We start from the raw sequence: 22,654 nt of genomic DNA, 5'->3' as shown, positions 1-22,654 counted from the left end.
AAAGAATCAAGCTAACTTGGCTTTAAAAGCAAGTGGTGAACAGATGCAACTTGTACTTGATGGTGCTGAGCTTGGTTTTTGGGATTGGAATATTGCAACCAGTAAAGTTGAAAGGAATGAACGTTGGGCAACTATGCTTGGTTACTCTTATCAGGAAATACAACAAACAACTAATCAGTGGGCGGATTTTGTTCACCCTGAAGATAGAGATAAAGCATGGAAGTCAATAAATGATGTGCTTGAAGGTCGCTCAAAATCACATAGTCTTGAGTATCGTATGTTAACTAAAGACAATAAAATTCGTTGGATACATGATCAAGCTAATGTCATGAAACGTGATAATCAAGGAAATGCATTAAGAATGAGTGGTACTCATACGGATATCACTGATCGAAAGATTGCTGAACAAAAACTTCAATTAGCGGCCAGTGTATTTTCACATGCACGTGAGAGTATTATCATTACAGATACAGCTGGTGTGATAATTGATGTGAATGAAATATTTTCAACAACGACTGGTTATAGTATTGAAGAAGCAATTGGCCAAAATACGCGAATTTTGAAATCAGGCAAGCATTCACCTGAGTTTTATAAAGAAATGTGGAAAACTCTATTAGCAGATGGATATTGGACAGGAGAAGTATGGAACCGTCACAAGAATGGCGAACTTTATGCAGAAATAAAGACCGTTAGTGCCGTATTTGATGAACAAGGTAATACAACACATTATGTTGCTTTGGGCAATGATATTACCCGATTAAAAGAGCATCAAGATCAATTAGAGCGAATTGCTCATTACGATATATTAACTAACTTACCCAATCGCGTATTACTATCTGATCGACTTTCTCAAGCAATGTTGCAATGTCGTCGCATTGGAAATTCATTAGCAGTTGTGTTTCTAGATCTTGATGGCTTTAAAGCCGTTAATGATACCTATGGGCATAATATGGGAGACCAATTATTAGTCGCAATAGCTGGTCGCATGAAAAAAGTATTACGCAAAGGGGATAGTTTAGCCCGTATCGGAGGAGACGAATTTGTTGCAGTTTTGACTGGATTATCAACTGTTGAAGAATGTGAACCAGTATTAGAGCGTTTTTTATCGGTTGCCTCAGAATCGATTACTATTGATGGTATTGTTTTAAATGTATCCGTGAGTATTGGTGTGACACTTTACCCTCAAGATCATGTCGACACAGACCAACTAATGCGCCACGCAGATCAAGCTATGTATGTTGCAAAGGAGTCAGGCAAGAATCGTTATCACTTCTTTGATACGGCTCAAGATGATGCAGTCAAAACTCAGCGTGAAAGTCTTGATGCGATTAGAGTCGCCTTAGATAATCAGCAATTTGTGCTTTATTATCAACCCAAGGTTAATATGCGAACAGGTAAAGTAACAGGATCTGAGGCCCTTATTCGTTGGCAACATCCAGAAAGAGGCTTGTTAAGCCCGATCGAATTTTTACCTATTATTGAAAATAATCCAATGATCATTGAATTGGGTGAATGGGTTATTGATAGCGCGTTGACACAAATCAGTCAGTGGCGTGAGATGGGCATGGATAGCTCTGCTTATATCAGTGTTAACATTGCGACTGTGCAATTACAGCAAACAGACTTTAGTGATAAATTAGCATTATTATTAGCGACACACCCTGAAGTTGAGCCACACTTTTTGGAGTTAGAGGTACTAGAAACAAGCGCCTTAGATGATGTTTATCATGCTTCAAAAATAATGAATGATTGTATGGCACTAGGGGTAAACTTTGCATTAGATGATTTCGGGACGGGTTACTCATCACTTACATATTTAAGACGTTTACCTGCTAACTTAATTAAAATAGATCAAAGCTTTGTGCGCGATATGTTATTAGATGCAGATGACTTTGCGATTGTAGAAGGGGTAATCGCCTTAGCAAAATCTTTCAAACGAGAGGTTATTGCTGAAGGTGTTGAAACCATAGATCATGGTACAGCTTTATTAAAGTTAGGTTGCGATTTGGCTCAGGGCTATGGCATTGCAAAACCTATGCCGGCCGATGATATTCCACCTTGGATAAAACAATGGAAACCTAGTGAAGAATGGGTCGCAGTATCAGATAGGTAATATTAAGGCCCCCTCAATATTACCCATAGTAATTTACACAATATTTCTGGCTTGGTTATTGTTTGACAAACCAAGCTTCAGTTTTATTAACAAAATACACTAGTGATAACATCACTGGTACTTCAACCAGTACACCAACCACTGTTGCTAAGGCCGCACCAGAATTTAGCCCAAATAATGAAATAGCAACTGCAACAGCTAACTCAAAGAAATTTGAAGTACCAATTAAACAGGCCGGTGCCGCTATTTTATGTGACAGCTTTAACCACTTCGCGAGCAAATAAGCGACGATAAAAATACCATAGGTTTGAATCATTAAGGGAATCGCAATTAAACCAATGGTTTTGGGATCTTCGATTATGGTTTCTGCTTGAAAACCAAATAATAAAACAACTGTTGCTAATAAACCGACAATTGACCAAGGTTTCAAAGACGCTAATAAATCATTAATTTTTAACTTACCTTGATTATTATTTAAAGCATTTCGCGTCAAAATGCCTGCAACGAGTGGTAATAAAACATACAGTAGCACTGAAATAATTAAAGTTTCCCAAGGCACTTGAATATCACTCACACCTAATAAAAAAGCAGAAATAGGAGCGAAGGCAAAGATCATGATGACATTATTTACAGAAACCTGAACCAAGGTATAGTTAGGATCACCTTTAGTTAATTGCGACCATACAAAAACCATTGCAGTACAAGGCGCAACACCTAATAATATCATTCCAGCGATATATTCCTGGGCAGAAGTGGGGTCAACGAAGTCAGCAAAAAGGAAGTTAAAAAACAACCAACCTAAGGCGACCATAGTAAAAGGTTTAATCAACCAATTAATTACAACGGTTAACAATAATCCCTTAGGGTTTTTACTCACATCTTTAATTGCACTAAAGTCAATTTGTACCATCATTGGGTAAATCATGACCCAAATAAACACAGCAACAACTATGTTGACATGTGCTATTTCGAGATTAGCGATTATTTGAAATACATTAGGTTGCCATAAACCCAATACGACACCTAATGCAATGCTTAAGCCGACCCAAACCGATAAATACCGTTCAAAAATTCCCATCATTTAATCCTTAAAAAACATGTATATGCATTAAATCATATATGTGTTTAATTGCATATTAATTTATTAAGATTTATCACAATGATAGAAATGCTAATTGAGTGCTTCTATTAATGCTTTAATATTATTAAGGGGCTGAATACTTTGTCCTGCTTTAACAAACTGCTCCATAGATTTATGATAAGCGACCTTAGGGATGAAAATAATGTTTTTTCCATGGCTTAATGCTTCACGAACACGGGGCACAATTTGTGGTACTTGACGCAATTCACCCGTTAATGCAACTTCACCAATGAACACTGCACCGACAGGTAAAGGTTTCGAATTAATGGAGCTGAGAAGGGCCGCCATCACAGCCATATCCGTGGATGTTTCCGAATCGGCCATTTTTAATCCACCCACCAAACTGATATTAATATCGTAGTAGGTTGGAATACCGCCGTGCTTTTTAAGAACAGCTGTGATCAGTGATAAACGGCTATAGGAAACACCAATACAGTTACGGATAGACTTTTCACCTTCAACTTCCGTCGCTAAGGCTTGAATTTCAATTAGTAGATTACGAGAGCCATCTTTTATCACCGTGATAGCAGAGCCTTCGAAGTGTTCTTCGCTACTTGATAAAAATAACCGACTTGGGTTATCAACTGAGCGCATACCAAATTCTGTCATTTGGAATATGCCAACTTGTTCAGTATCTCCAAAACGATTTTTATCGGCACGTAAAATACGCACTGAGGCATCGTTTACTTCAATATGAATGGCAGTGTCGATAATATGTTTAAGGGTTTGCGGGCCTGCCATCTGTGAGTTTTTATTAACTTGTCCCACTAAAATTAAGGTGATCCCATGTTGCTTACATAACCGGTTTAAAATCTTTGCACAGGTTTTAACCTGAGTAACACCGCCGGCAGAACCTTCAACAGAATTTGATTCAAAAGCTTGGATAGAATCGGCAATTAAGAAGCGAATCTCATTTTCGATACACTGATCAACAATATCTTCTATACAATCGGTATCAGATAACATGAAATTATTTTCATTAAAATTTAACTTTAAGCGCTCTATACCACGCTTGCTCCACTGACTTAAGCTTTCCTCGGCCGTCACATAAAGGGTATTCATTGTTTGTGACATCACCTGAGCAACTTTAGTTAACATGGTTGTTTTACCTGAACCAGGGTCGCCACTGATAAGTACCACTGAGCCAAGAGTAATGCCTCCACCAAGTACTCGGTCTAACTCGGAAAGGCCGGTTGAAACGCGTGTTGCATTTTCTATTTTGACTTGATTTATGCGTTGTACACCGACACTTGGCCCAGCGTAACCACCTTTGCTTCGATTAATGGCATCATTCACAGATTTTGTTGTGCTAGTGGGCTCTCGGAATTCTGTAATGGTATTCCAGGCTTTACATTCACTGCATTGACCTTGCCATTTTTTAAAGTCTGCACCACATTCACTACATACATAGGCGATTTTAGTTTTTGCTTTAGCCATGAAAATACTCTTTTAATCAGTTAATTGTGAATTAAATTGTTTAATTGCAGACATTGCAATCATTGAAGGAATAGCCCTTTGATATTAAAAAACGTTTTGCTTTATCTTGTTGTTTTTTATCTTCAATTTTTAGATAAAATTTCTTTTGTAATAATGATAATGCTTCAGCAACTGCATCATATTCTTCTAGGGGAAAATGGCAATTATGATTTTCAATTGCTTCAAAAATGTGCTCGAAGGTATGGCCTCTGCTCTGTAAAAAAACCATTGCTTTTTGTTTCAAAAGGGCATTTTCGATACGCTGATGATAGCGTCGTTGTAACTGCTCAGTTGCGCTGTCGATATAATTAAATTTATCATTAGAAAAGTGTGGCTCACTAATGGCATTGTTAATACCTTTCAATTGTAAGTCTCTTTGTATTCGATTTATACCGTGACCTTTATTTTGCGCGTTACGGATAAAAGATCCACAAAACCTATTATCATTAAGATAGTTAAACTCATAACACTCGTTAATAACACTATCAATCCATTGCTGATTATCGGTTTTACGTGCTAATTTAAGGCGTAATTCATGTTCGCTGTGATCTCGTCGTGCTAAATGCCAAAAGGCAGAGCGTTTTAACCCTTCAATATCATTTGCTGGTTTTATCGGTTTATTAAACACATTCTTCGCTATCATGATTAAAAACATAATAGTAACGTAAAACAACGGCTATGTTCGCGCAAAAAGCTTGAAGTGAAAGAATATTTTTAAAAAATAACTCTCAATACAAGGTGTTTATTGGGAGTATCAATATAAAGAAATTTTTGGTTCATATATTGCATTGTTTATGTTGCTTATTCGATTTTAATAAGAAAGTGGCAATAAATTGAATATAGAGGGATTTGTTACAGATTTAATGGGTTATTTTGGGCGTTTTTTCATTAAATGATAAAGCTAAATAAAGATGTTATCTGTCGAGTTATTGGCGTTAGTTTTTTATTTTATAAAAATGTGCAAAATTTTATCGTGTAAAATGCAAATTTTGACTTCATAATCATTGAGTTGTGTATTGAATCAATTTGTTTGCTAAATTTTGTTATATACTCCTTTTGCATTATGAAAGAGGAGTGCAATTAAACAGACTTTATCAGAAGTATTAAATGAATTTTACGAAGGGTTATCATAAGGACTTTTACTTAGATGACTGAGTGTTTTAAGTATCATGCGCGGGATATAGTATTGGCTATACATGACAAGGATTTTATGGAAGTGTTAAACCAAAATGGTGAGATAATTGAGCTTGATACTGGCTTTAGATTTTCTGATCTCTTTTTTCATTATTAGATTTTATAAAAAGACCCGAAATAGAAGATGCGCAACGTACCACTCGCGAATTACAATTGGAATTGTTCTATCGCGATATTATGAATTATGCCTTTGTTGATTCACATAACCAGCACCTTGCCGATGGAAGGTTAGATTTAGCCGCAAAAAATTTAAATGAAATTAATAATTTATCCCTAGACTATTTAACTGGGTTAAAGAAGAAAGAATACTTAAACAGAAAGTTATTAAGTTTTGAAAGTGAAATTTACCTGGGTAAGCTTTCTGACTTTTCACTGATAATGTGTGATTTAGATAATTTCAAAAAAATTAATGATAATTTTGGCCATTCAGTGGGTGACGATACACTGGCCATTTTTGGTAAGTTATTAATTGAAACACTACGACCTTCTGATTTTGCCTATCGATATGGCGGTGAAGAGTTTTTAATCCTTCTACCAAATACTAATTTACAGGCCGCTACTTTGGTTGCAGAACGTTTACGTTTAGTGATTGAAGATAGATTACATATTGGTAATTATGGTTTAAACCATGTAACAGCATTTGATCTTTCTAAAGAACAAATCTGTGAAGATGAAGGGGGCGTAAATGATGCTTTTTTCCTTGCACGAGATGTCACCTGCAGTTTTGGTGTAGCAAGTTATTTAGAGAGTGATCAATCTACAGACTCTTTGTTTAGTCGTGCAGATGAGAATTTGTACATTGCTAAGGCGAACGGAAGAAATAAAGTATCAGCCTAACCTTGTGAAATGAATTACCCGACTATTAAAATAATCAAGTCTACAAAAGTAAGAAAGCTCTGATTGAAATTGAATTCAATCAGAGCTTTCTCATTTAAAATTAAATAAAACTATTATTTTTTAAGAGATTTTTTTAGTTTTTTAATTTTTAGTTCTTGTTTAGCGATTTTAGCTAGACGTACTTTGATTTCTTTTTTTACTGCTTTTGCTTTGTTTGACATGCTTGTAGCTCCAATAATTAATTTTAAGATTTAAACATGGCTTGAATGTGCTTCTCTAGGAAGCATTTTCTGCCATAAAACTACGAATAAAACGCCTAATTTCTCGGGTCGCACTTGTATCAAGTTCATCACATAAATTGATAAACTCAGTGCGGTCTTCTTCGTTGATACGAATAATCAATTGACTATTCTTCTTTTTTGCTTTTTTCGGTTTTAGGGTTGCTCACAAACATTCTCCATCAGGCTATGTTTAGATTATAAGCCCATATCGTTTGTGAATCCAAAACAACGTTTAAGCCAAAAAGAGTGTATCATTTAGATATACTTTGTATATACAAAGTTGGTTGTCAGTAAATTCTCATCCTAAAAAGTAGATCTAGATCACTCTTTTATGTCTTTTATACCAATAATATTGATTTAGTATTTATTTATATGTGCAAAAATTATTTAGATAAGAAAATAATTTAATGAAAGGAGGAGTTAAATTTTATAATTAAGCTAATTAACCTATATTTTGTTGACTTCAATTGAAATATTTCTGTCACAATCACTGCTTATAATCAAAAATCATTTTAAAAATGGGATGTAACCCCTATTTAAATTAGACAATTTTGAATTAACTCTCGGAAGGTAACATGATCGTAGAAAAACCCTACATAGATAAAGAATTAAGTTGGCTTTCATTTAATGAACGAGTACTTCAAGAGGTTGCAGATAAAAATGTTCCTTTAATTGAACGTGTTCGCTTTTTAGGGATTTATTCTAATAACCTTGATGAGTTTTATAAGGTACGTTTTGCAGATGTGAAACGAAGAATTTTGATTGCACGAGAAAGTGGTACTCAAAATAACGAAAAAGAATTATTAGTTAAAATGCAAGTTAAAGCGGCAAAGCTAGAGAAAAGATTTCACGAATTATATAGTGAATTAATATTAGAAATGGCACGCCGTCATATTTTCCTTGTTAACGAAACTCAATTAAGTGAAACACAACAAGCTTGGGTTAAAAAATATTTTCGTAAAACGGTATTACCTCATATCACGCCATTATTAATGACCGATGAAATTGACGTTTTACAATTTTTAAAAGATGAATGTGCTTATTTATCGGTAGAAATTAAAGATGACACGGATAATACCCAGTATGCACTAATTGAAATACCAACTGATCAACTTCCTCGTTTTGTTATGGTGCCAGAACAAAAGGGTAAACGTCGCAAAACCATTATTTTATTGGATAATATTATTCGTCATTGTTTAGATGATATCTTCCAAGGTTTCTTTGAATACAATACTTTAAATTGTTTTGCTATGAAAATGACCCGTGATGCTGAGTATGATTTAGGTTTTGAGATGGATCATAGTTTAATTGAACGCATGTCTGAAGGCTTAGCACAAAGGTTAACGGCGATGCCTGTACGTTTCGTTTATGAACATGGTATGCCTAAAGATATGCTTATCTTTTTATGTGAAAACTTAAAAATATCACATTATGATAGCTTGATAGAAGGTGGGCGTTATCATAACTTTAAAGACTTTATAGGCTTCCCAAATGTTGGTCGAAACTATTTAGAAAATAAACCACTGCCACCATTGTCCTGTGCGGATTTTGAACCTTATCATAACTGTTTTCATGCTATTAAAAACAACGATATTTTATTGCATTATCCTTATCACATGTTTGATCATGTTGCCGAATTCGTTCGTCAAGCTTCCTTTGATCCTAAGGTGCGTAGTATTCGCATCAATATTTATCGTGTAGATAAAAACTCTAAATTAATGAACTCACTCATTGACGCTGTACACAGTGGTAAAGAAGTAAAGGTAGTTGTTGAGCTACAGGCGCGTTTCGATGAAGAAGCCAATATGGAATGGTCGAGATTATTAACCGATGCTGGTGTACATGTTCAATTTGGTGCTTTGGGCTTGAAAGTGCACTGTAAACTGTTGTTAATCTCGCGACGTGAAGATGATAAATTAGTACGTTATGCGCATGTTGGTACGGGTAATTTTCATGAAAAAACAGCACGTATTTATACGGATTATTCACTCTTTACGGCTGATCCTGAGATTACCAATGAAGTACGTAATGTATTTGGCTACATTGAAAACCCTTATCACCCTGTTAAATTCGATCAGTTGATTGTTTCTCCACGTAATTCACGTGAGCGACTTTATGCCTTGATTGATAAAGAGATTTCTAATCAAAAAAATGATAAAGGCTCTGGCATTACCTTAAAAATTAATAATCTCGTTGATAAAGGTCTTATTTATAAACTCTATGAAGCGAGTACAGCAGGCGTTAAAATACGAATGATTATTCGCGGTATGTGTTCTTTGGTGCCAGGTGTTAAAGGTGTCAGTGAAAATATCGAAGTTATCAGTATTATTGATCGCTTTCTTGAACATCCACGTGTCCTCATTTGTGAAAACGCTGGTGATCCTGAGGTATATATATCATCTGCTGATTGGATGACACGTAATATAGATCGACGCATTGAAGTGGCAGTGCCAATCAAAGATAAAAGATTAAAGCAACGTATTATAGATATTACTGCTATTCATTTTACTGATACACTAAAAGCACGTGTTATTGATGAAGCAATGAGTAACAATTATGTTGCTCGTGGTAATAGAAAGAAAATTAGCTCTCAACTTGCGACGTACAATCATATTAAACAGGTTGAAAAGCAAGCGAGACAAGAGAACCAAAAAGTTAAAAAAACTCTTAAGTCCAAAAAACTAGCATTAGTGTAAAATCAAAACGTTGGTAATTTTTTAGAAAATAGATGGTTAAAAAAATAATGAATGAAATACCTGAGCTTCAAAAACGACAAATAGTCGCCATAGACCTTGGTTCTAATAGTTTTCATATGGTAGTTGCAAATATTGTTGAAGAAGACTTGCAAATTGTTAGCCGTCATAAACAACGTGTTCGTCTTGGTTCTGGTTTAGATAAAAAAGAACCTTAGATGAAGAAGCAATGCAACGTGGCTTGGAGTGTTTGGCAATGTTTGCTGAACGTATTCAAGGTTTTGAAGTGGACAATGTGCGCATAGCGGCAACACATACATTACGAAATGCCAAAAATGCTAATGTATTTATGCGACGCGCACGTGAGGTTTTACCTTTTCCTATTGAGATAATTTCAGGTGTTGAGGAAGCGCGATTAATATACCTTGGTGTTGCACACACTCAACCAGAAACTAAAAAAGGTTAGTAATTGATATTGGTGGAGGAAGTACAGAATTAATTATTGGTCGTGAACTTGAACCAGAATTACTTAATAGTACATTAATGGGATGTGTCAGTTTTACACAGCGATATTTTCGTGATGGTAAATTAACCAGCAATAATTTCGCTAATGCGCAAATTGCTAGCCAGCAGGAATTTAAGTCCTTAGTTAAATCCTATAAAAATTTGGTTGGGAAGTCGCATTAGGGTCATCAGGCACTATTAAAGCAATTCGTGAAGTGTTAATTGGTCTTGGTTATGCCGATGGTATTATTACAGCTAAACGCCTTGCCAAATTAATTGATGCCCTGTGTGATTTTGATTCAGTGAGTGATATTAAACTAAGTGGTTTAACAGAAGATCGTTTACCGGTATTTTCCGCTGGCGTTGCAATATTAAATGCTTTGGTTATCGGTTTTGATATCAAAGAATTACATTTTTCTGATGGGGCGTTACGTGAAGGCTTGCTTTATGAAATGGAAGATCGTTTCCAACGCTCTGATATCAGAATGCGCACCATTGAGAATTTAGCGCGAAAGCATAACGTTGACTTGATACATGCCGATAAAATAAAGGCACAGTCTACCTTATTTTTTAAACAACTTAGTTCGCATTTGAATATTAAGAAAAATGATGAATTAGTTTCCTTGTTAGGGTGGGGAGCGTTGCTTCATGAAGTTGGTTTAAGTATTTGTTATCAAGGCTTTCACCGTCATTCTGCTTATATTTTGCAATATACAAATATGCCTGGTTTTAATCAGGAGCAACAAATGGTGCTGTCTACCTTAGCAAGGTTCCATCGTAAATCCCCTAAAACCATTGATTTAGTTGAGTTTAACTTATTTAATAAAGATAATATTATTCAATTAATTCGCATATTACGTTTGGCTGTTCTACTCAATGGTCAAAGAAGTGATGATGATTTACCTGAATTTAATTTAGCGATTGATGATGAAAACCAAGATCACTGGTGCCTGAGTTGTAAAGAAGCCGATTGGCTTGATAATAATAAACTATTACATGCAGACCTAGTTGCAGAGCAAGGTTTTTGGTCAAAAGTAGGCTGGAAATTAAGTTTTTAGCTCTGTCCAAGACAAGCTATTTAACCCTGAAATACGCGTAAATAACGGTACTGTATCGTTTTGCTTATCCACAACTGAGGTTAATTACACAAAGGCCATAAATTATTATGGCCTTTTTTATTTCGCTAATTCATTGAATAGAATAAGTTTTTAGATAACTTTTTGTTTACGATGAATAACAAATATTCGTTGCCCTAATAAAATAGCAACAAGGGTTAAACCGGCAGTTAGGCCAATCCAAAAGCCTTTCGCACCAAGAGGTTGAACTATCATATCTGTCATCCCTAAAATGTAACCTAATGGTAAACCAACAACCCAGTAGGCAATAAAGGTACGTGCAAAAATAGCCATCATTTCCTTGTAACCACGTAACGCTCCTCCTGCAACGACTTGAATCGCATCAACACATTGATAAAGTGTCGCAAAACTTAATAATACAAGCGCAAGTTCAATAACTTCTGCATTGTCGGTATAAAGGTTAGCAATATCTTCTTTAAAAATAATTGTCAATAAGGCGGTGATAGCGGATAAAACAAGTCCTGTAATTAACCCTGAATATGTTGCTATTTTTGCACCTTCATTACTCTTCTTGCCTAAATTGAAACCAACACGAATACTAACGGCATTAGCGATGCTCATGGGAAGCATAAATACCATGCTGGAAAAGTTTAATGCGATTTGATGTGAGGCAACTATTGATGCACCTAGAGGGGATACTAAGATTGCAATGGCTGCAAAAATGGTAACCTCAAAAAATATAGCGATGGCAACAGGTAAACCTAACAGAAAAATATCTTGGATCTGCTTGAGGTCTGGTCGACTAAAACGATTGAATAATGGAAAGGGTTGTAGGTTTTTGGTCATATAAACATAAATTGCTAGGGCAATAAGCATTAACCAATAAACAACAGTTGTCGCGATACCACAACCAACACCGCCAAGTGCTGGCATACCAAATTTACCGTAAACAAAAATCCAATTAAGCGGAATATTAACTAATAGACCAATAAAGCCAATAACCATGGCAGGTTTGGTAAATGACAAACCTTCAATATAATTGCGTAATGCTTGAAATAACAAAAATGCAGGTATCGCTGGCAAAATTGCGTATAAGTATTCTACGGTGATAGTTTTTAATGGTTCTTCTATCGCCATATAACTAACAATACTACTGGCATTATACAAAACAAGAATAATTGGAATTGATAATAATAAAGATAAATAAAGACCCTGTTGTCCTGTTTTAGGGATCTCCTCTAAATTATCTGCACCATGTGCTTGAGCTGTTAGTGGGATCAATGCCATTAGCACGCCCACACCAAAAAGAATACAAGGTAGCCAAATACTGGTTGCAATAGATACGGCGACCATATCATTGGCACTAACGCCACCAGCCATTATAGTATCAACAAACCCCATGGCGGTTTGTGCAAATTGAGCAATAAAAAGTGGAATACTAAGCTTAAGAATTTTGGTGGTTTCTTGTGAATAAGACACACACACTCCCAGATGAAAAACAAAGGCATGAGTGTATTCTTATAAGAATCGAGTAGCAATGCGCTTTAAGCTTATTATAAAAAAATTGTAATGATCAAGTACATATTTTTATAAAAAAATTAAATAAGAAAGCGTTGGCCGAGTACACTTAAATTAATTTATTGCGATTGGGAAACCTATAATGGCTTTACAAACACTAAAACATTTTTTTCATCCTAAATCTATTGCCGTGATTGGCGCTTCAGTTCAACCTCATCGTGCAGGTTACTTAGTGATGAATAATTTATTAGCAGAGGGCTTTAATGGACCTATCATGCCTGTGTCACTTAAGTACTCCTCTGTGCATGGTGTTTTGTCTTATAAGACCATTGAATCCTTACCTTTAGTGCCAGAATTAGCTGTGATTTGTACTAATGAATTTCGCTTATCTGAAATATTACAAGCACTTGCTGACAAAGGGTGTTTTTCGGCTATTTTAGTGACCACAGAAAGTGATCATGATGTCGCGACTGACGTTTATGCTTTAGCTAAAAAATTAAATATCCGCCTACTAGGAATGAGTAGCTTAGGTATTATCAATCCACATAGTCAATTAAATGCTAGCTTAGCCCATTGCAGTGCATTAAAGGGCAATATTGCCTTTGTATCTCAGTCCGCCGCGGTTTGTACCACAGTGTTAGATTGGGCAAACAGTAAACATATTGGTTTTTCTGCCTTTGTTTCACTTGGCGATGCGCAGGATATTTCCTTCACTGAATTATTAGATTATTTAGCCAGAGACAGTAAAACACATTCAATTTTGTTATATGTTGATAGCATTAAAGAGGCTCGAAAATTTTTATCCGCGACACGTGCTATTTCACAGCATAAATCTGTGTTGGTGATTAAATCTGGTAGCTCCGTTTTAGGGGCAAAAGCGTACTTTACACAGTAAAGGCCAGTTTGGTCACGATAGTGTTTATGATGTCGCCATTAAACGTGCAGGTATGCTTCGTGTGCACGATTTACATGAGTTATTTGCTCGCCGTTGAAACATTAGCCTATTCAAATTATTTGCACGGTGAGCGTCTTGCGATTATTACTAATGGTGGGGGATTAGGTATTCTTGCCGTTGATAACTTAGTCACTGAAGGTGGAAGGTTAGCTGAATTAGACGCACCATTACTTGAGAGGCTTAATCATTGTTTACCAAAAAATTGGTCACATAATAATCCTATCGATATTATTGGAGATGCTGACCCTAAGCGTTATGCTCGCTGTGTTAACGCATTTAATGGACAGTGATCAAGTGGATGCAATATTAATTATGCATTCTCCCTCTGCTTTATCTGACAGTCAAAACAGCGCTCAGGCAATCATTGATGTAATTAAAAAACATCCCAAACGCCAACAGGTCAATATTCTCACTAATTGGACGGGAGAAGATGCCGCTAAACCTGCTCGGTTATTATTTTCTCAAGCAAAAATACCAACCTTTAGAACACCAAATGGCGCAATCACTGCCTTTATGCATTTAGTACAATATCGTCGCAATAAAAAATTATTACAAGAAACCCCGACGGCAATGCCAGAAAACCTCGTTTATGATAGTCAATATGCTACTGAATATATAAATACTATGGTGCACCCTGAAACATTAAGCACCAAATTGAATACCTTCTCGGCGACACCTTTATTAGCGGCATATCATTTAAACACTATTGAAACAGAGGTTGCTAGCAGTGAAGAGCAAGCACTTGAATTAGGTAAAAAAATTGGATTCCCGCTGGCCATAAAAATTAATTCTCCCGACATCGAATATAAATCGGAAGTGCATGGTGTTTTGTTAAATATTAATAATCAGCAAGAGTTATTTTTAGGTTTAAGTGCAATTAACAAACGTGTTAAAACCTTAAAGCCTTCAGCACGCCTAACCGGGTTTACCTTACAAAAAATGGTTGCAAGTGGCATCGGTTTAGAGTTACGAGTGATGATTAAACAAGATCCTACCTTTGGACCTATAATCGCCATTTCTCAAGAAAGTGATGCGAGAGATTTACATACCACGCTCGAAAATGCCGCTGTTGCATTACCACCCTTAAATATGGCGCTAGCACGATATTTAATGATTCAGGCGATTAAAGACAAAAAAATTAAAATAAAACGTGCAGAGACAGGATTTTGATATGGATGCTGTGTGTTTATTACTGACACGTATCTCACAGATGTTATTGGATCACCCTGAAATAAAAGATTTAGATTTAAATCCTGTTTTAGTGGTCGGTGATGAGGTCACCATACTGGACTGTCAAATTCATCTTGCCCTAGCAACGGAAGGGTATTTTGGTCAATTAGCTATTAGCCCTTATCCCAAACAGTTGGAAGAAACGGTAACCCTTAAAAATGGTCAAACAGTATTAATTCGTCCGATTATGGCTGAGGATGAAGCGCGTCATCAAGTGTTTGATGCCTCTTTGACTGATGAGGATCGCTATAAACGTTACTTTTCACAACGTGGAAAAATGACCCATGAAGAAATGGCTATTTTGACTCAGATAGATTATGAACGCGAAATGGCTTTTATTGCTGTTCGTTTTGATGAAAATAATGAGCAGGAAACACTTGCGGTGATCCGTGCATCAATTGACCCTGATAATATAGATGCTGAATTTGGTATGGCGGTTCGTTCCGATTTACAGGGCTTAGGGCTAGGAAAAATTCTCCTTGATAAACAAATTCGTTATCAAAAAACGAAAGGCACAACCTACTTAACTGCGATGACAATGTTATCAAATTCTGGCATGGCAGGTTTAGCCAAGAAAATGGGCTTTTCTGTTTCTCGGGATATAGAGGAAGGTGTGATTAACATGTCTTTGAAGTTATAACATTGACCTATAAATCGCATTAATTCGATAAACTTACTCCCATAATAAATGGCGAAAATTAACCACTTTGCCATTTTCATTAATTTCTATGTTTTCTTTGCTCAAGTTATTTTTTTGTCTTAAAAAAGCATCACCTTTCAGGGATATTTTACCCTGGCTATTTACAACCCTAAACCAGGGTAAATCAGAATCCTTTGGCAACTTTGATAGTGTTTTGCCAACATGCCTTGCATAATTTGGATAACCGCAACGTTTAGCAAGTTGACCATAGGTTGTTAACTTACCCTGAGGTAATACAGCCAATGTATGATAAAGCGCAATTTCAAATTCAGTCATTTTTTACTATCCATTATTTCCATTTAAACACTATGTTGTATTTTGCATCTTCAATGATAACGCGTATATTAAGCCTATAATTTTTTATTCTACCAGTTTGCCTATTATTCTAATAAGAGTACTTTAATCATGACCCAAGTTTCCTACAGTGAAGAAAATGAACAGCACAATCCAAAAGAAAAACACCTCGCCGATTATAAAGCGTCTGATTTTTTAGTTGATAGTTTAAATTTAGAATTTGATCTTTATGATGAAAAAACAACTGTTAAAGCATCATCAAAAATGAAACGTGTTGCAGGTGAAAATAGCCCGCTATATTTATTTGGTGAGCAACTGCAATTAAAACAAATTCTAGTTAATGATATTAGCTTTACCAACTATAAGTTAGTAGAAGGGGGCATTGAGCTATATGATTTATCTGGCGAGTTTACCCTTGATATTGAAACAGAAATTAACCCCTTAGCGAATAAAGCCTTTGAAGGATTATATAAAACTGGTGAGGCTTTTTGTACTCAGTGTGAAGCAGAAGGTTTCCGTCGTATTACCTATTACTTAGACCGTCCTGACATTCTGGCTAAATTCACAACAAAAATCACGGCTGACAAAGCTTTATATCCGTCATTATTATCAAATGGTAACCCTGTCGATCAGGGCGACTTAGAAAATGGTCGCCACTTTGTAACCTGGGTTGACCCTTTTCCTAAACCTGCTTATTTATTTGCATTAGTGGCAGGTGAGTTTGATTGTTTAAGTGACACATTCGTCACTAAGAGTGGCCGAACCAGTTGCCTTAGAATTATTTGTTGATAAAGGTAACTTGGATAAAACAGAGCACGCTATGTTGTCCCTGAAAAATTCGATGAAGTGGGATGAAGAGCGTTTTAATCTTGAATATGACCTTGATATTTATATGATTGTGGCTGTTGATTTCTTCAATATGGGTGCCATGGAAAATAAAGGCTTAAATGTCTTTAACTCTAAATATGTATTAGCAAATTCTCAAAGTGCAACAGACCAAGATTATTTAGGCATAGAAGCCGTGATTGGTCATGAATATTTTCATAACTGGACAGGAAATCGAATTACCTGTCGTGACTGGTTCCAGTTAAGCTTAAAAGAAGGGTTAACGGTTTTCCGTGACCAAGAATTTAGCTCTGATTTGGGCAGTCGTACTTCTAACCGTATTGCCAATGTAAAAATTATGCGCAATCATCAGTTTGCAGAAGATGCTGGCCCGATGTCACATCCTATTCGCCCAGCTTCAGTGATGGAAATGAATAATTTCTATACAGTGACGGTTTATAACAAAGGATCAGAAGTGATCCGTATGATGCATACGTTATTAGGTGAAGAGAAATTCCAGCAAGGTATGGCGCTATATGTTGAACGCCATGATGGCCAAGCGGTGACCTGTGATGATTTTGTGGCGACCATGAGCGATGCAAGTGGTATTGATTTAACCTTATTTAAGCGTTGGTATTCTCAATCAGGCACGCCACAGGTTAATATTACTGATCATTTTGATAGCAGTACAAACAGTTACCAAATTACCTTTAAACAGAAAAACCTGCCAACTGCGGACCAAAGTAAAAAACTTTCTTTCCATATTCCTATTGATATTGAATTGTTAGATGTGGATGGTAATGCCGTTGATTTAGGCCATGGTAAAACCAATAAGGTGATTAGTTTAACCCACAAAGAACAAACCTTTGTATTTGATAATTTAACGCAGAAACCAGTTCCCTGTGTTTTCCGTGGCTTCTCGGCACCTGTTAAATATCAATATGCCTATAGTGATGAACAACTATTACATTTGATGAGTTTTGCAAGTGATGAATTTTCGCGCTGGGATGCCGGGCAAAACCTATTTAATAAATATTTAGTAAAAAATGTACAATTGAAACAATCAGGCCAACCTTTTGTTTTACCTTTGTTATTTATAGACGCTTTTAAAACGGTATTAACCAGCGATCAATTAGATCCTGCATTAATTGCCGATATGTTTGAATTTATAAGCGAAAATGGCGCAATGGAGTTATTTGAAAAGGTTGATATTGAAGCCATTCATGAAGCTCGTAAATTCATATTGCTACAACTTGCGACACAATTAAAAAGTCAATTCCTAGGTGTTTATAAAGCGCATCATTTGACCGTGGAATATAGCCCTAATAGTGCAGATATCGCACAACGTAAATTAGCTAATTGTGCCTTGTTATATATTGCCAAGGCGGATAAACCCCTAGCGAACGAATTAGTTGAGAAACAAATCAATACCGCGAACAATATGACAGATCATTTAGCCGCACTTGTTGCGACTTAACGATGGACAATTAGATTGCCGAGAAGTGGTAATGTCTGACTTTGATGATAAATGGCATCAAAATGGTCTAGTAATGGATAAATGGTTTACCTTACAGGCAACATTATCAACGGATTCAATTTTAGATAATATTAATCAGTCGCTTAATCATCGTAGTTTTGATTATAATAATCCAAACCGTTTAAGAGCCTTAGTCGGTTCCTTTGTGAGCGCTAACAGCTATCATTTCCATGCGATTGATGGCAGTGGTTATACATTCTTAACGGATCAATTGATTAAATTAAACAGTCAAAACCCGCAGGTTGCTTCACGTTTAATTACCCCTCTAACACAATTTAAACGTTTAGATGCTACACGTGTAGCATTGATTAAAACACAACTAGAGCGTTTACTTGCTATTGAAAACCTATCATTAGATCTTTTTGAAAAAGTGACTAAAGCACTTGCTCAATAGAAGACTGTGACAGATGAAGCCTTTCTGAACATTCAGTTAGGCTTTATTTTTATATATTGATCTACTGCATCACTTTTTATTGATACTGGCGCTAAATTAACTTTAAAAGCCTCAGTTAATAAGAGTGATTATGAAAACTTATTTAAAATATATCCTGCCAATTTTTATTCCCCTTATTATTTTGTTGATTCCCGCTTCGAGCTTTGCAATAGAAGGATTAACTCTCGTAGAGCAAAGGGTGATCGCTATTTTTGTGATGGCGACTTTATGTTGGGTGTTAGAGCCAATACCGATTTATGCTACTTCAGTGGCAATAATTGTTTTAGAGTTATTAATCATATCCGATAAAGGTTTATGGTTTACTAAATTTGATTCACCTGAACTGGGCCAATTGGTGGATCATAAAACCATTATGGCAACCTTTGCATCACCTATTATTATGCTTTTTTTAGGTGGTTTTTTTCTCGCGATGGCCGCCACTAAATACCGTTTAGATGTAAATTTAGCGCGCGTGTTGCTTAAGCCTTTTGGTCATAGTCCTAAATATGTAATGTTAGGTTTAATGATGATCACCGCTGTTTTTTCAATGTTTATGAGCAACACTGCTACAACAGCAATGATGCTCTCTATTTTAACACCTGTTTTAGCACTCTTTGCCCGTGAGGATATGGGGAAGGTTGCCTTTGCACTTTCTGTGCCTGTTGCCGCTAACATTGGTGGAATTGGTACCCCCATAGGAACGCCTCCAAATGCCGTTGCCCTGAAATATTTGATAAACGAAAATAATATACGTTTTGGTGAGTGGATGCTTTTTGCAGTGCCCTTTGTGATTGTAATGTTATTAATTGCTTGGTTATTACTGATTAAGTTATTTCCTGCAAGCAAGACAGAAATTAAGCTCAATATTAAAGGTCGATTTTTAAAAACACCAAAGGCAATTACCGTTTATGTGGTGTTTATTATTACCATACTTTTATGGTTAATGGGTGGCGTGCATGGCATGAATGCCTATGTGGTTGCAATGATCCCTGTGGCGGTTTTTTCAATGTTAAAAATAATTACCAAAGAGGATTTAAAGAAAATTTCTTGGGACGTGTTATGGCTGGTTTCTGGGGGATTGCGCTTGGTGTTGCATTAGACCAATCAGGTTTAGCTAAAAATGCTATTGCGCCGATTCCCTTTGCAAGTTTACATCCGTTGTTATTGATTGTGGGCGCATCTGTATTATGTTTATTAATGGCGAACTTCATGTCTCATACCGCAACGGCTAATTTATTATTACCCTTAGTGGTCGCATTAGGTGCCTCTATGCAAGGTTTATTACCCTATGGTGGTGAAGTGGTGCTAATACTTGCCGTTACCTTTGTCGCTTCGTTGGGCATGTCATTACCTATTAGCACACCACCTAATGCATTAGCCTACGCTTCGGGTCATGTTGAAACGAAACAAATGGCAAAAATTGGGGTGATACTGGGTGTTGTTGGTTTATTAGTTACCTATGCAATGCTGTATTTATTACATCAAATTTCATTCTTTTAGGAGTAGTCAAAATGGAAAAAATAAATATTATCTGTGTTGACGATGAACGTGAAGTATTAGACTCGGTAGTACGTGATCTTGAATACTTTAGTGATCTCTTCAACATCGAAGAGTGTGAATCTGCGATTGAATGTTTAGACTTACTTGAAGAGTTCGATGCTAATCAAGAGTATGTTGCCCTGTTAATTTCTGATCATGTGATGCCTGAAAAATCAGGTGTCGAACTGTTAACTGAGGTGGAGTTAGATAAACGTTTTCTTGGCATTAAAAAACTGTTACTGACAGGCCTCGCGACCCAAGCTGATACTATCAGAGCAATTAACGATGCAAAATTAGATAACTTCTTAGAGAAAGTGTGGGATCCGCAAGAGTTAGTGCAAACGGTTAAGGAGCTGTTAACTGAGTATATTGTTGAGCGGGGCATCGATTATCAAGAATACATCGAAAAACTTGATGCCCCAACATTATATCGTTTGTTAACGTGATTACTTGGTTATTTGTTTCTGTTTTTCGATTAACATTTCATCTTTATAGATATCAACCCAAAATGCGGTAGCACCACAAACAGCAATTGGCATAATGATGAAATTTACAATAGGAATGGTTGTGCAGAAACTAATTAACATGCCAAAGGTTAAGTTTTTTGTTAATCGTTGTGATAGTGCTTCTTTCATATCAGCAAAGGGCACTTTGTGATTATCAAAGGGAAAATCTGCATATTGAATGACCATCATCCAACCTGCAAAAACAAACCAAATTAATGGTGCAATAGTTTGACCGAATGCCGGAATGAAAAATAACAGGGCACATCCAATTAAACGCGGTAAAAAATACATCCATTTTTGTAATTCTCGTTTAAAAATCCGTGGTAAATCTTTTATTAAATCAGCAAAACCATCATCATTAATCGCTTCTCCAATTAATAAACTTTCGGTTTTTTCTGCTAATAAACCGTTAAAGGGGTACGCGATTAAATTTGCGACTGTTGAGAAGATAAAAGAAAAAGACACCAAAATCGAAAAGATTAAAAATGGCCAGAAAAAATAAGAGAGCCAACTTAACCAATCAGGCAAACCAGAAACATAACTGTCTATCCAAGTAGTGATGGCACTGAAAAGAAACCAGAAGGCACTAGCAAAAATTAAAATATTAATAAAAAGTGGGATTAAAACAAAAACACGTAATTTAGGGTGACTTAATAGTTTTGCACCTTTTAGAAGGTAATTAATTCCAGAAAGTGGAGATTTTATTGCATTATTATTTATCATTCGTAAATCCAAAATTGACATTAATAGGCTGATTCTACTCTGCTTTGGGCAATTAAAGACAGAAAAGATTTATTTGTTAACAGTTTTGTAAAAAAAGGAGTAGTCATAGACGATCCCCAGTATACAATGATAGTTTAACGATTATTAATAATATGTTTACCAATTAAGAGTAACAAAAATGCAATATTTCCAGTCCATTCTGATCGTTGTTGGTTTAATCGCCATCATTGGTGTATTAATTCATGGTTATTTAGTCAGTCGTAGAGAAAAAGAAGCCAAAGCCATAAAAAAGCTTCACTTTATGCTGACAGTTCTTCCTCCGATGACGTTATCGGCGATGTGCGTATTATTGGTGATCCGCAGGATGATGAAGGTAACATCGATTTTTCTAAATCTGCTCATGATGAACAAGTTGATCCTTTTGATTTTTCCGAAAATACAAAGGAGGTTCCCTTTGAACCAGAAATTATTGCCACACCTGTAGATGAAGAAATACACAATATTTCTGAAATAAAGCATACAGAAAAAGAAATGGATTTTTTTGCTAAGGAAGTAATAGAAAATACAGTTGAACAACAACCAACGGATTTATTTATTTTTAACGTTGTTGCTAAAGAGGGATCACAACTAGGGGGCATGAAATTCTACAATTTTTCTTAACCTCAGGTTTCCGTTTTGGCGAGATGTCTCTTTTCCATCGCCACGAAAATTCAGATGGAACTGGGCCCATCATATTTAGTATTGCTAATATGATGGAACCAGGTACTTTTGATCCCGATACTATGGAGCAATTTAAATCGGAAGGTGTGTCTTTTTTCCTGACTGCGCCTAATAAAGAGATAAGCATTAATTCTTCCTTTGAAATGATGTTACGCGCCGTAGAGCAGATGGCTGAAGAGTTTGATTGTATTGTATTAAATGAATCTCGTAAGCCAATGACTCAGGATGAGTTTATAGAGTATAAACGCCGTTTAGAAAACTATAATTAAAATCATTACATTTTATCTGATTTGCTTTTAAGTTATGGTAAACTTCTGTCACTTTTGAAACCTCGTTTACGAGGTTTTTTTATAATCAAA

The 22,654-nt window shown here is 35.9% G+C and carries 18 protein-coding genes and 3 pseudogenes; 14 read left to right on the top strand and 7 right to left on the bottom strand.

Annotation, left to right across the window (positions count from 1 at the left end):
- Positions 1–43 precede the first annotated feature (43 nt).
- Positions 44–2,113 carry an EAL domain-containing protein gene (locus ACLKMH_RS16595; RefSeq protein ID WP_413699136.1) on the top strand — a complete coding sequence of 690 codons (2,070 nt, stop codon included), beginning with the start codon at positions 44–46 and terminating at the stop codon, positions 2,111–2,113.
- A 55-nt stretch (positions 2,114–2,168) separates the two neighbouring features.
- Here ACLKMH_RS16595 and arsB read toward each other — a convergent pair whose 3' ends face one another.
- The 3 genes from arsB to ACLKMH_RS16580 all read right to left on the bottom strand — a co-directional run bounded on the left by arsB (position 2,169) and on the right by ACLKMH_RS16580 (position 5,358).
- Positions 2,169–3,191, bottom strand: a complete 1,023-nt coding sequence (gene arsB, locus ACLKMH_RS16590) for an ACR3 family arsenite efflux transporter (RefSeq protein WP_413699135.1) — start codon at positions 3,189–3,191, stop codon at positions 2,169–2,171.
- Between the two features lie 93 nt (positions 3,192–3,284).
- Positions 3,285–4,691, bottom strand: a complete 1,407-nt coding sequence (gene radA / locus ACLKMH_RS16585) for a DNA repair protein RadA (RefSeq protein ID WP_413699134.1) — start codon at positions 4,689–4,691, stop codon at positions 3,285–3,287.
- A 40-nt stretch (positions 4,692–4,731) separates the two neighbouring features.
- Positions 4,732–5,358 carry a regulatory protein RecX gene (locus tag ACLKMH_RS16580; RefSeq protein ID WP_413699133.1) on the bottom strand — a complete coding sequence of 209 codons (627 nt, stop codon included), beginning with the start codon at positions 5,356–5,358 and terminating at the stop codon, positions 4,732–4,734.
- A 743-nt stretch (positions 5,359–6,101) separates the two neighbouring features.
- Between ACLKMH_RS16580 and ACLKMH_RS16575 the strand changes: the two genes are divergently transcribed.
- Positions 6,102–6,761 (top strand): GGDEF domain-containing protein, encoded by a 660-nt coding sequence (locus tag ACLKMH_RS16575; protein WP_413699132.1) that lies wholly within the window; start codon positions 6,102–6,104, stop codon positions 6,759–6,761.
- A gap of 276 nt (positions 6,762–7,037) precedes the next feature.
- Here the strand turns inward: ACLKMH_RS16575 and ACLKMH_RS16570 are convergent, their stop codons facing one another.
- Positions 7,038–7,163, bottom strand: coding sequence for a hypothetical protein (locus ACLKMH_RS16570; RefSeq protein WP_413699131.1), 126 nt, complete (start codon positions 7,161–7,163; stop codon positions 7,038–7,040).
- Positions 7,164–7,617: 454 nt separating this feature from the next.
- Between ACLKMH_RS16570 and ppk1 the strand changes: the two genes are divergently transcribed.
- The 5 genes and pseudogenes from ppk1 (at position 7,618) to ACLKMH_RS16545 (ending at position 11,297) form a co-directional block, all read left to right on the top strand.
- The gene (gene ppk1 / locus ACLKMH_RS16565) at positions 7,618–9,738 is read left to right on the top strand and encodes a polyphosphate kinase 1 (protein WP_413699130.1); all 2,121 of its coding nucleotides are present in this window, start codon (positions 7,618–7,620) and stop codon (positions 9,736–9,738) included.
- Positions 9,739–9,770: 32 nt separating this feature from the next.
- Positions 9,771–9,953 (top strand): hypothetical protein, encoded by a 183-nt coding sequence (locus ACLKMH_RS16560; RefSeq protein WP_413699129.1) that lies wholly within the window; start codon positions 9,771–9,773, stop codon positions 9,951–9,953.
- A gap of 11 nt (positions 9,954–9,964) precedes the next feature.
- Entirely contained in the window at positions 9,965–10,201 is a 237-nt protein-coding gene (locus ACLKMH_RS16555; protein ID WP_413699128.1) for a hypothetical protein, read from the top strand.
- Positions 10,202–10,203: 2 nt separating this feature from the next.
- Positions 10,204–10,643 (top strand): annotated as a pseudogene (locus ACLKMH_RS16550) (exopolyphosphatase); the annotation flags it as partial.
- Positions 10,644–10,691: 48 nt separating this feature from the next.
- Entirely contained in the window at positions 10,692–11,297 is a 606-nt protein-coding gene (locus ACLKMH_RS16545) for a hypothetical protein (protein WP_413702375.1), read from the top strand.
- A 150-nt stretch (positions 11,298–11,447) separates the two neighbouring features.
- Here the strand turns inward: ACLKMH_RS16545 and ACLKMH_RS16540 are convergent, their stop codons facing one another.
- Positions 11,448–12,794 carry an MATE family efflux transporter gene (locus tag ACLKMH_RS16540; protein WP_413699127.1) on the bottom strand — a complete coding sequence of 449 codons (1,347 nt, stop codon included), beginning with the start codon at positions 12,792–12,794 and terminating at the stop codon, positions 11,448–11,450.
- A 181-nt stretch (positions 12,795–12,975) separates the two neighbouring features.
- Here ACLKMH_RS16540 and ACLKMH_RS16535 point away from each other — a divergent pair.
- Positions 12,976–15,658 (top strand): annotated as a pseudogene (locus tag ACLKMH_RS16535) (bifunctional acetate--CoA ligase family protein/GNAT family N-acetyltransferase).
- Between the two features lie 33 nt (positions 15,659–15,691).
- Here ACLKMH_RS16535 and ACLKMH_RS16530 read toward each other — a convergent pair.
- The gene (locus ACLKMH_RS16530; protein WP_413699126.1) at positions 15,692–15,994 is read right to left on the bottom strand and encodes an MGMT family protein; all 303 of its coding nucleotides are present in this window, start codon (positions 15,992–15,994) and stop codon (positions 15,692–15,694) included.
- Positions 15,995–16,123: 129 nt separating this feature from the next.
- Here ACLKMH_RS16530 and pepN point away from each other — a divergent pair.
- The 4 genes and pseudogenes from pepN (at position 16,124) to ACLKMH_RS16510 (ending at position 20,792) form a co-directional block, all read left to right on the top strand.
- Positions 16,124–18,768, top strand: a pseudogene (pepN, locus tag ACLKMH_RS16525) (aminopeptidase N).
- 130 nt (positions 18,769–18,898) lie between these two features.
- Positions 18,899–19,906, top strand: a complete 1,008-nt coding sequence (locus ACLKMH_RS16520) for an SLC13 family permease (RefSeq protein ID WP_413699125.1) — start codon at positions 18,899–18,901, stop codon at positions 19,904–19,906.
- A complete protein-coding gene (locus ACLKMH_RS16515; RefSeq protein ID WP_413699124.1) occupies positions 19,867–20,307 on the top strand; it encodes an anion permease in 441 nt (146 codons plus the stop codon). Before ACLKMH_RS16520 ends, ACLKMH_RS16515 begins: the two co-directional genes overlap by 40 nt.
- An 11-nt stretch (positions 20,308–20,318) precedes the next feature.
- Positions 20,319–20,792, top strand: coding sequence for a response regulator (locus ACLKMH_RS16510; protein ID WP_413699123.1), 474 nt, complete (start codon positions 20,319–20,321; stop codon positions 20,790–20,792).
- On the opposite strand, the gene cysZ is transcribed toward ACLKMH_RS16510, so the two are convergent.
- Positions 20,793–21,575 (bottom strand): sulfate transporter CysZ, encoded by a 783-nt coding sequence (gene cysZ / locus ACLKMH_RS16505; RefSeq protein ID WP_413699122.1) that lies wholly within the window; start codon positions 21,573–21,575, stop codon positions 20,793–20,795.
- A gap of 339 nt (positions 21,576–21,914) precedes the next feature.
- Here cysZ and ACLKMH_RS16500 point away from each other — a divergent pair, with 339 nt between their 5' ends.
- Both ACLKMH_RS16500 and ACLKMH_RS16495 read left to right on the top strand, forming a co-directional pair.
- A complete protein-coding gene (locus ACLKMH_RS16500; protein ID WP_413699121.1) occupies positions 21,915–22,235 on the top strand; it encodes a hypothetical protein in 321 nt (106 codons plus the stop codon).
- Positions 22,236–22,258: 23 nt separating this feature from the next.
- Positions 22,259–22,564, top strand: a complete 306-nt coding sequence (locus tag ACLKMH_RS16495; RefSeq protein WP_413699120.1) for a cell division protein ZipA C-terminal FtsZ-binding domain-containing protein — start codon at positions 22,259–22,261, stop codon at positions 22,562–22,564.
- Positions 22,565–22,654: the final 90 nt, after the last annotated feature.

Source organism: Psychromonas sp. KJ10-10 (assembly GCF_047323245.1).
In the GTDB taxonomy this organism is placed as follows: Bacteria; Pseudomonadota; Gammaproteobacteria; order Enterobacterales; family Psychromonadaceae; genus Psychromonas.
This window is presented reverse-complemented; position numbering and strand designations above follow the sequence as displayed.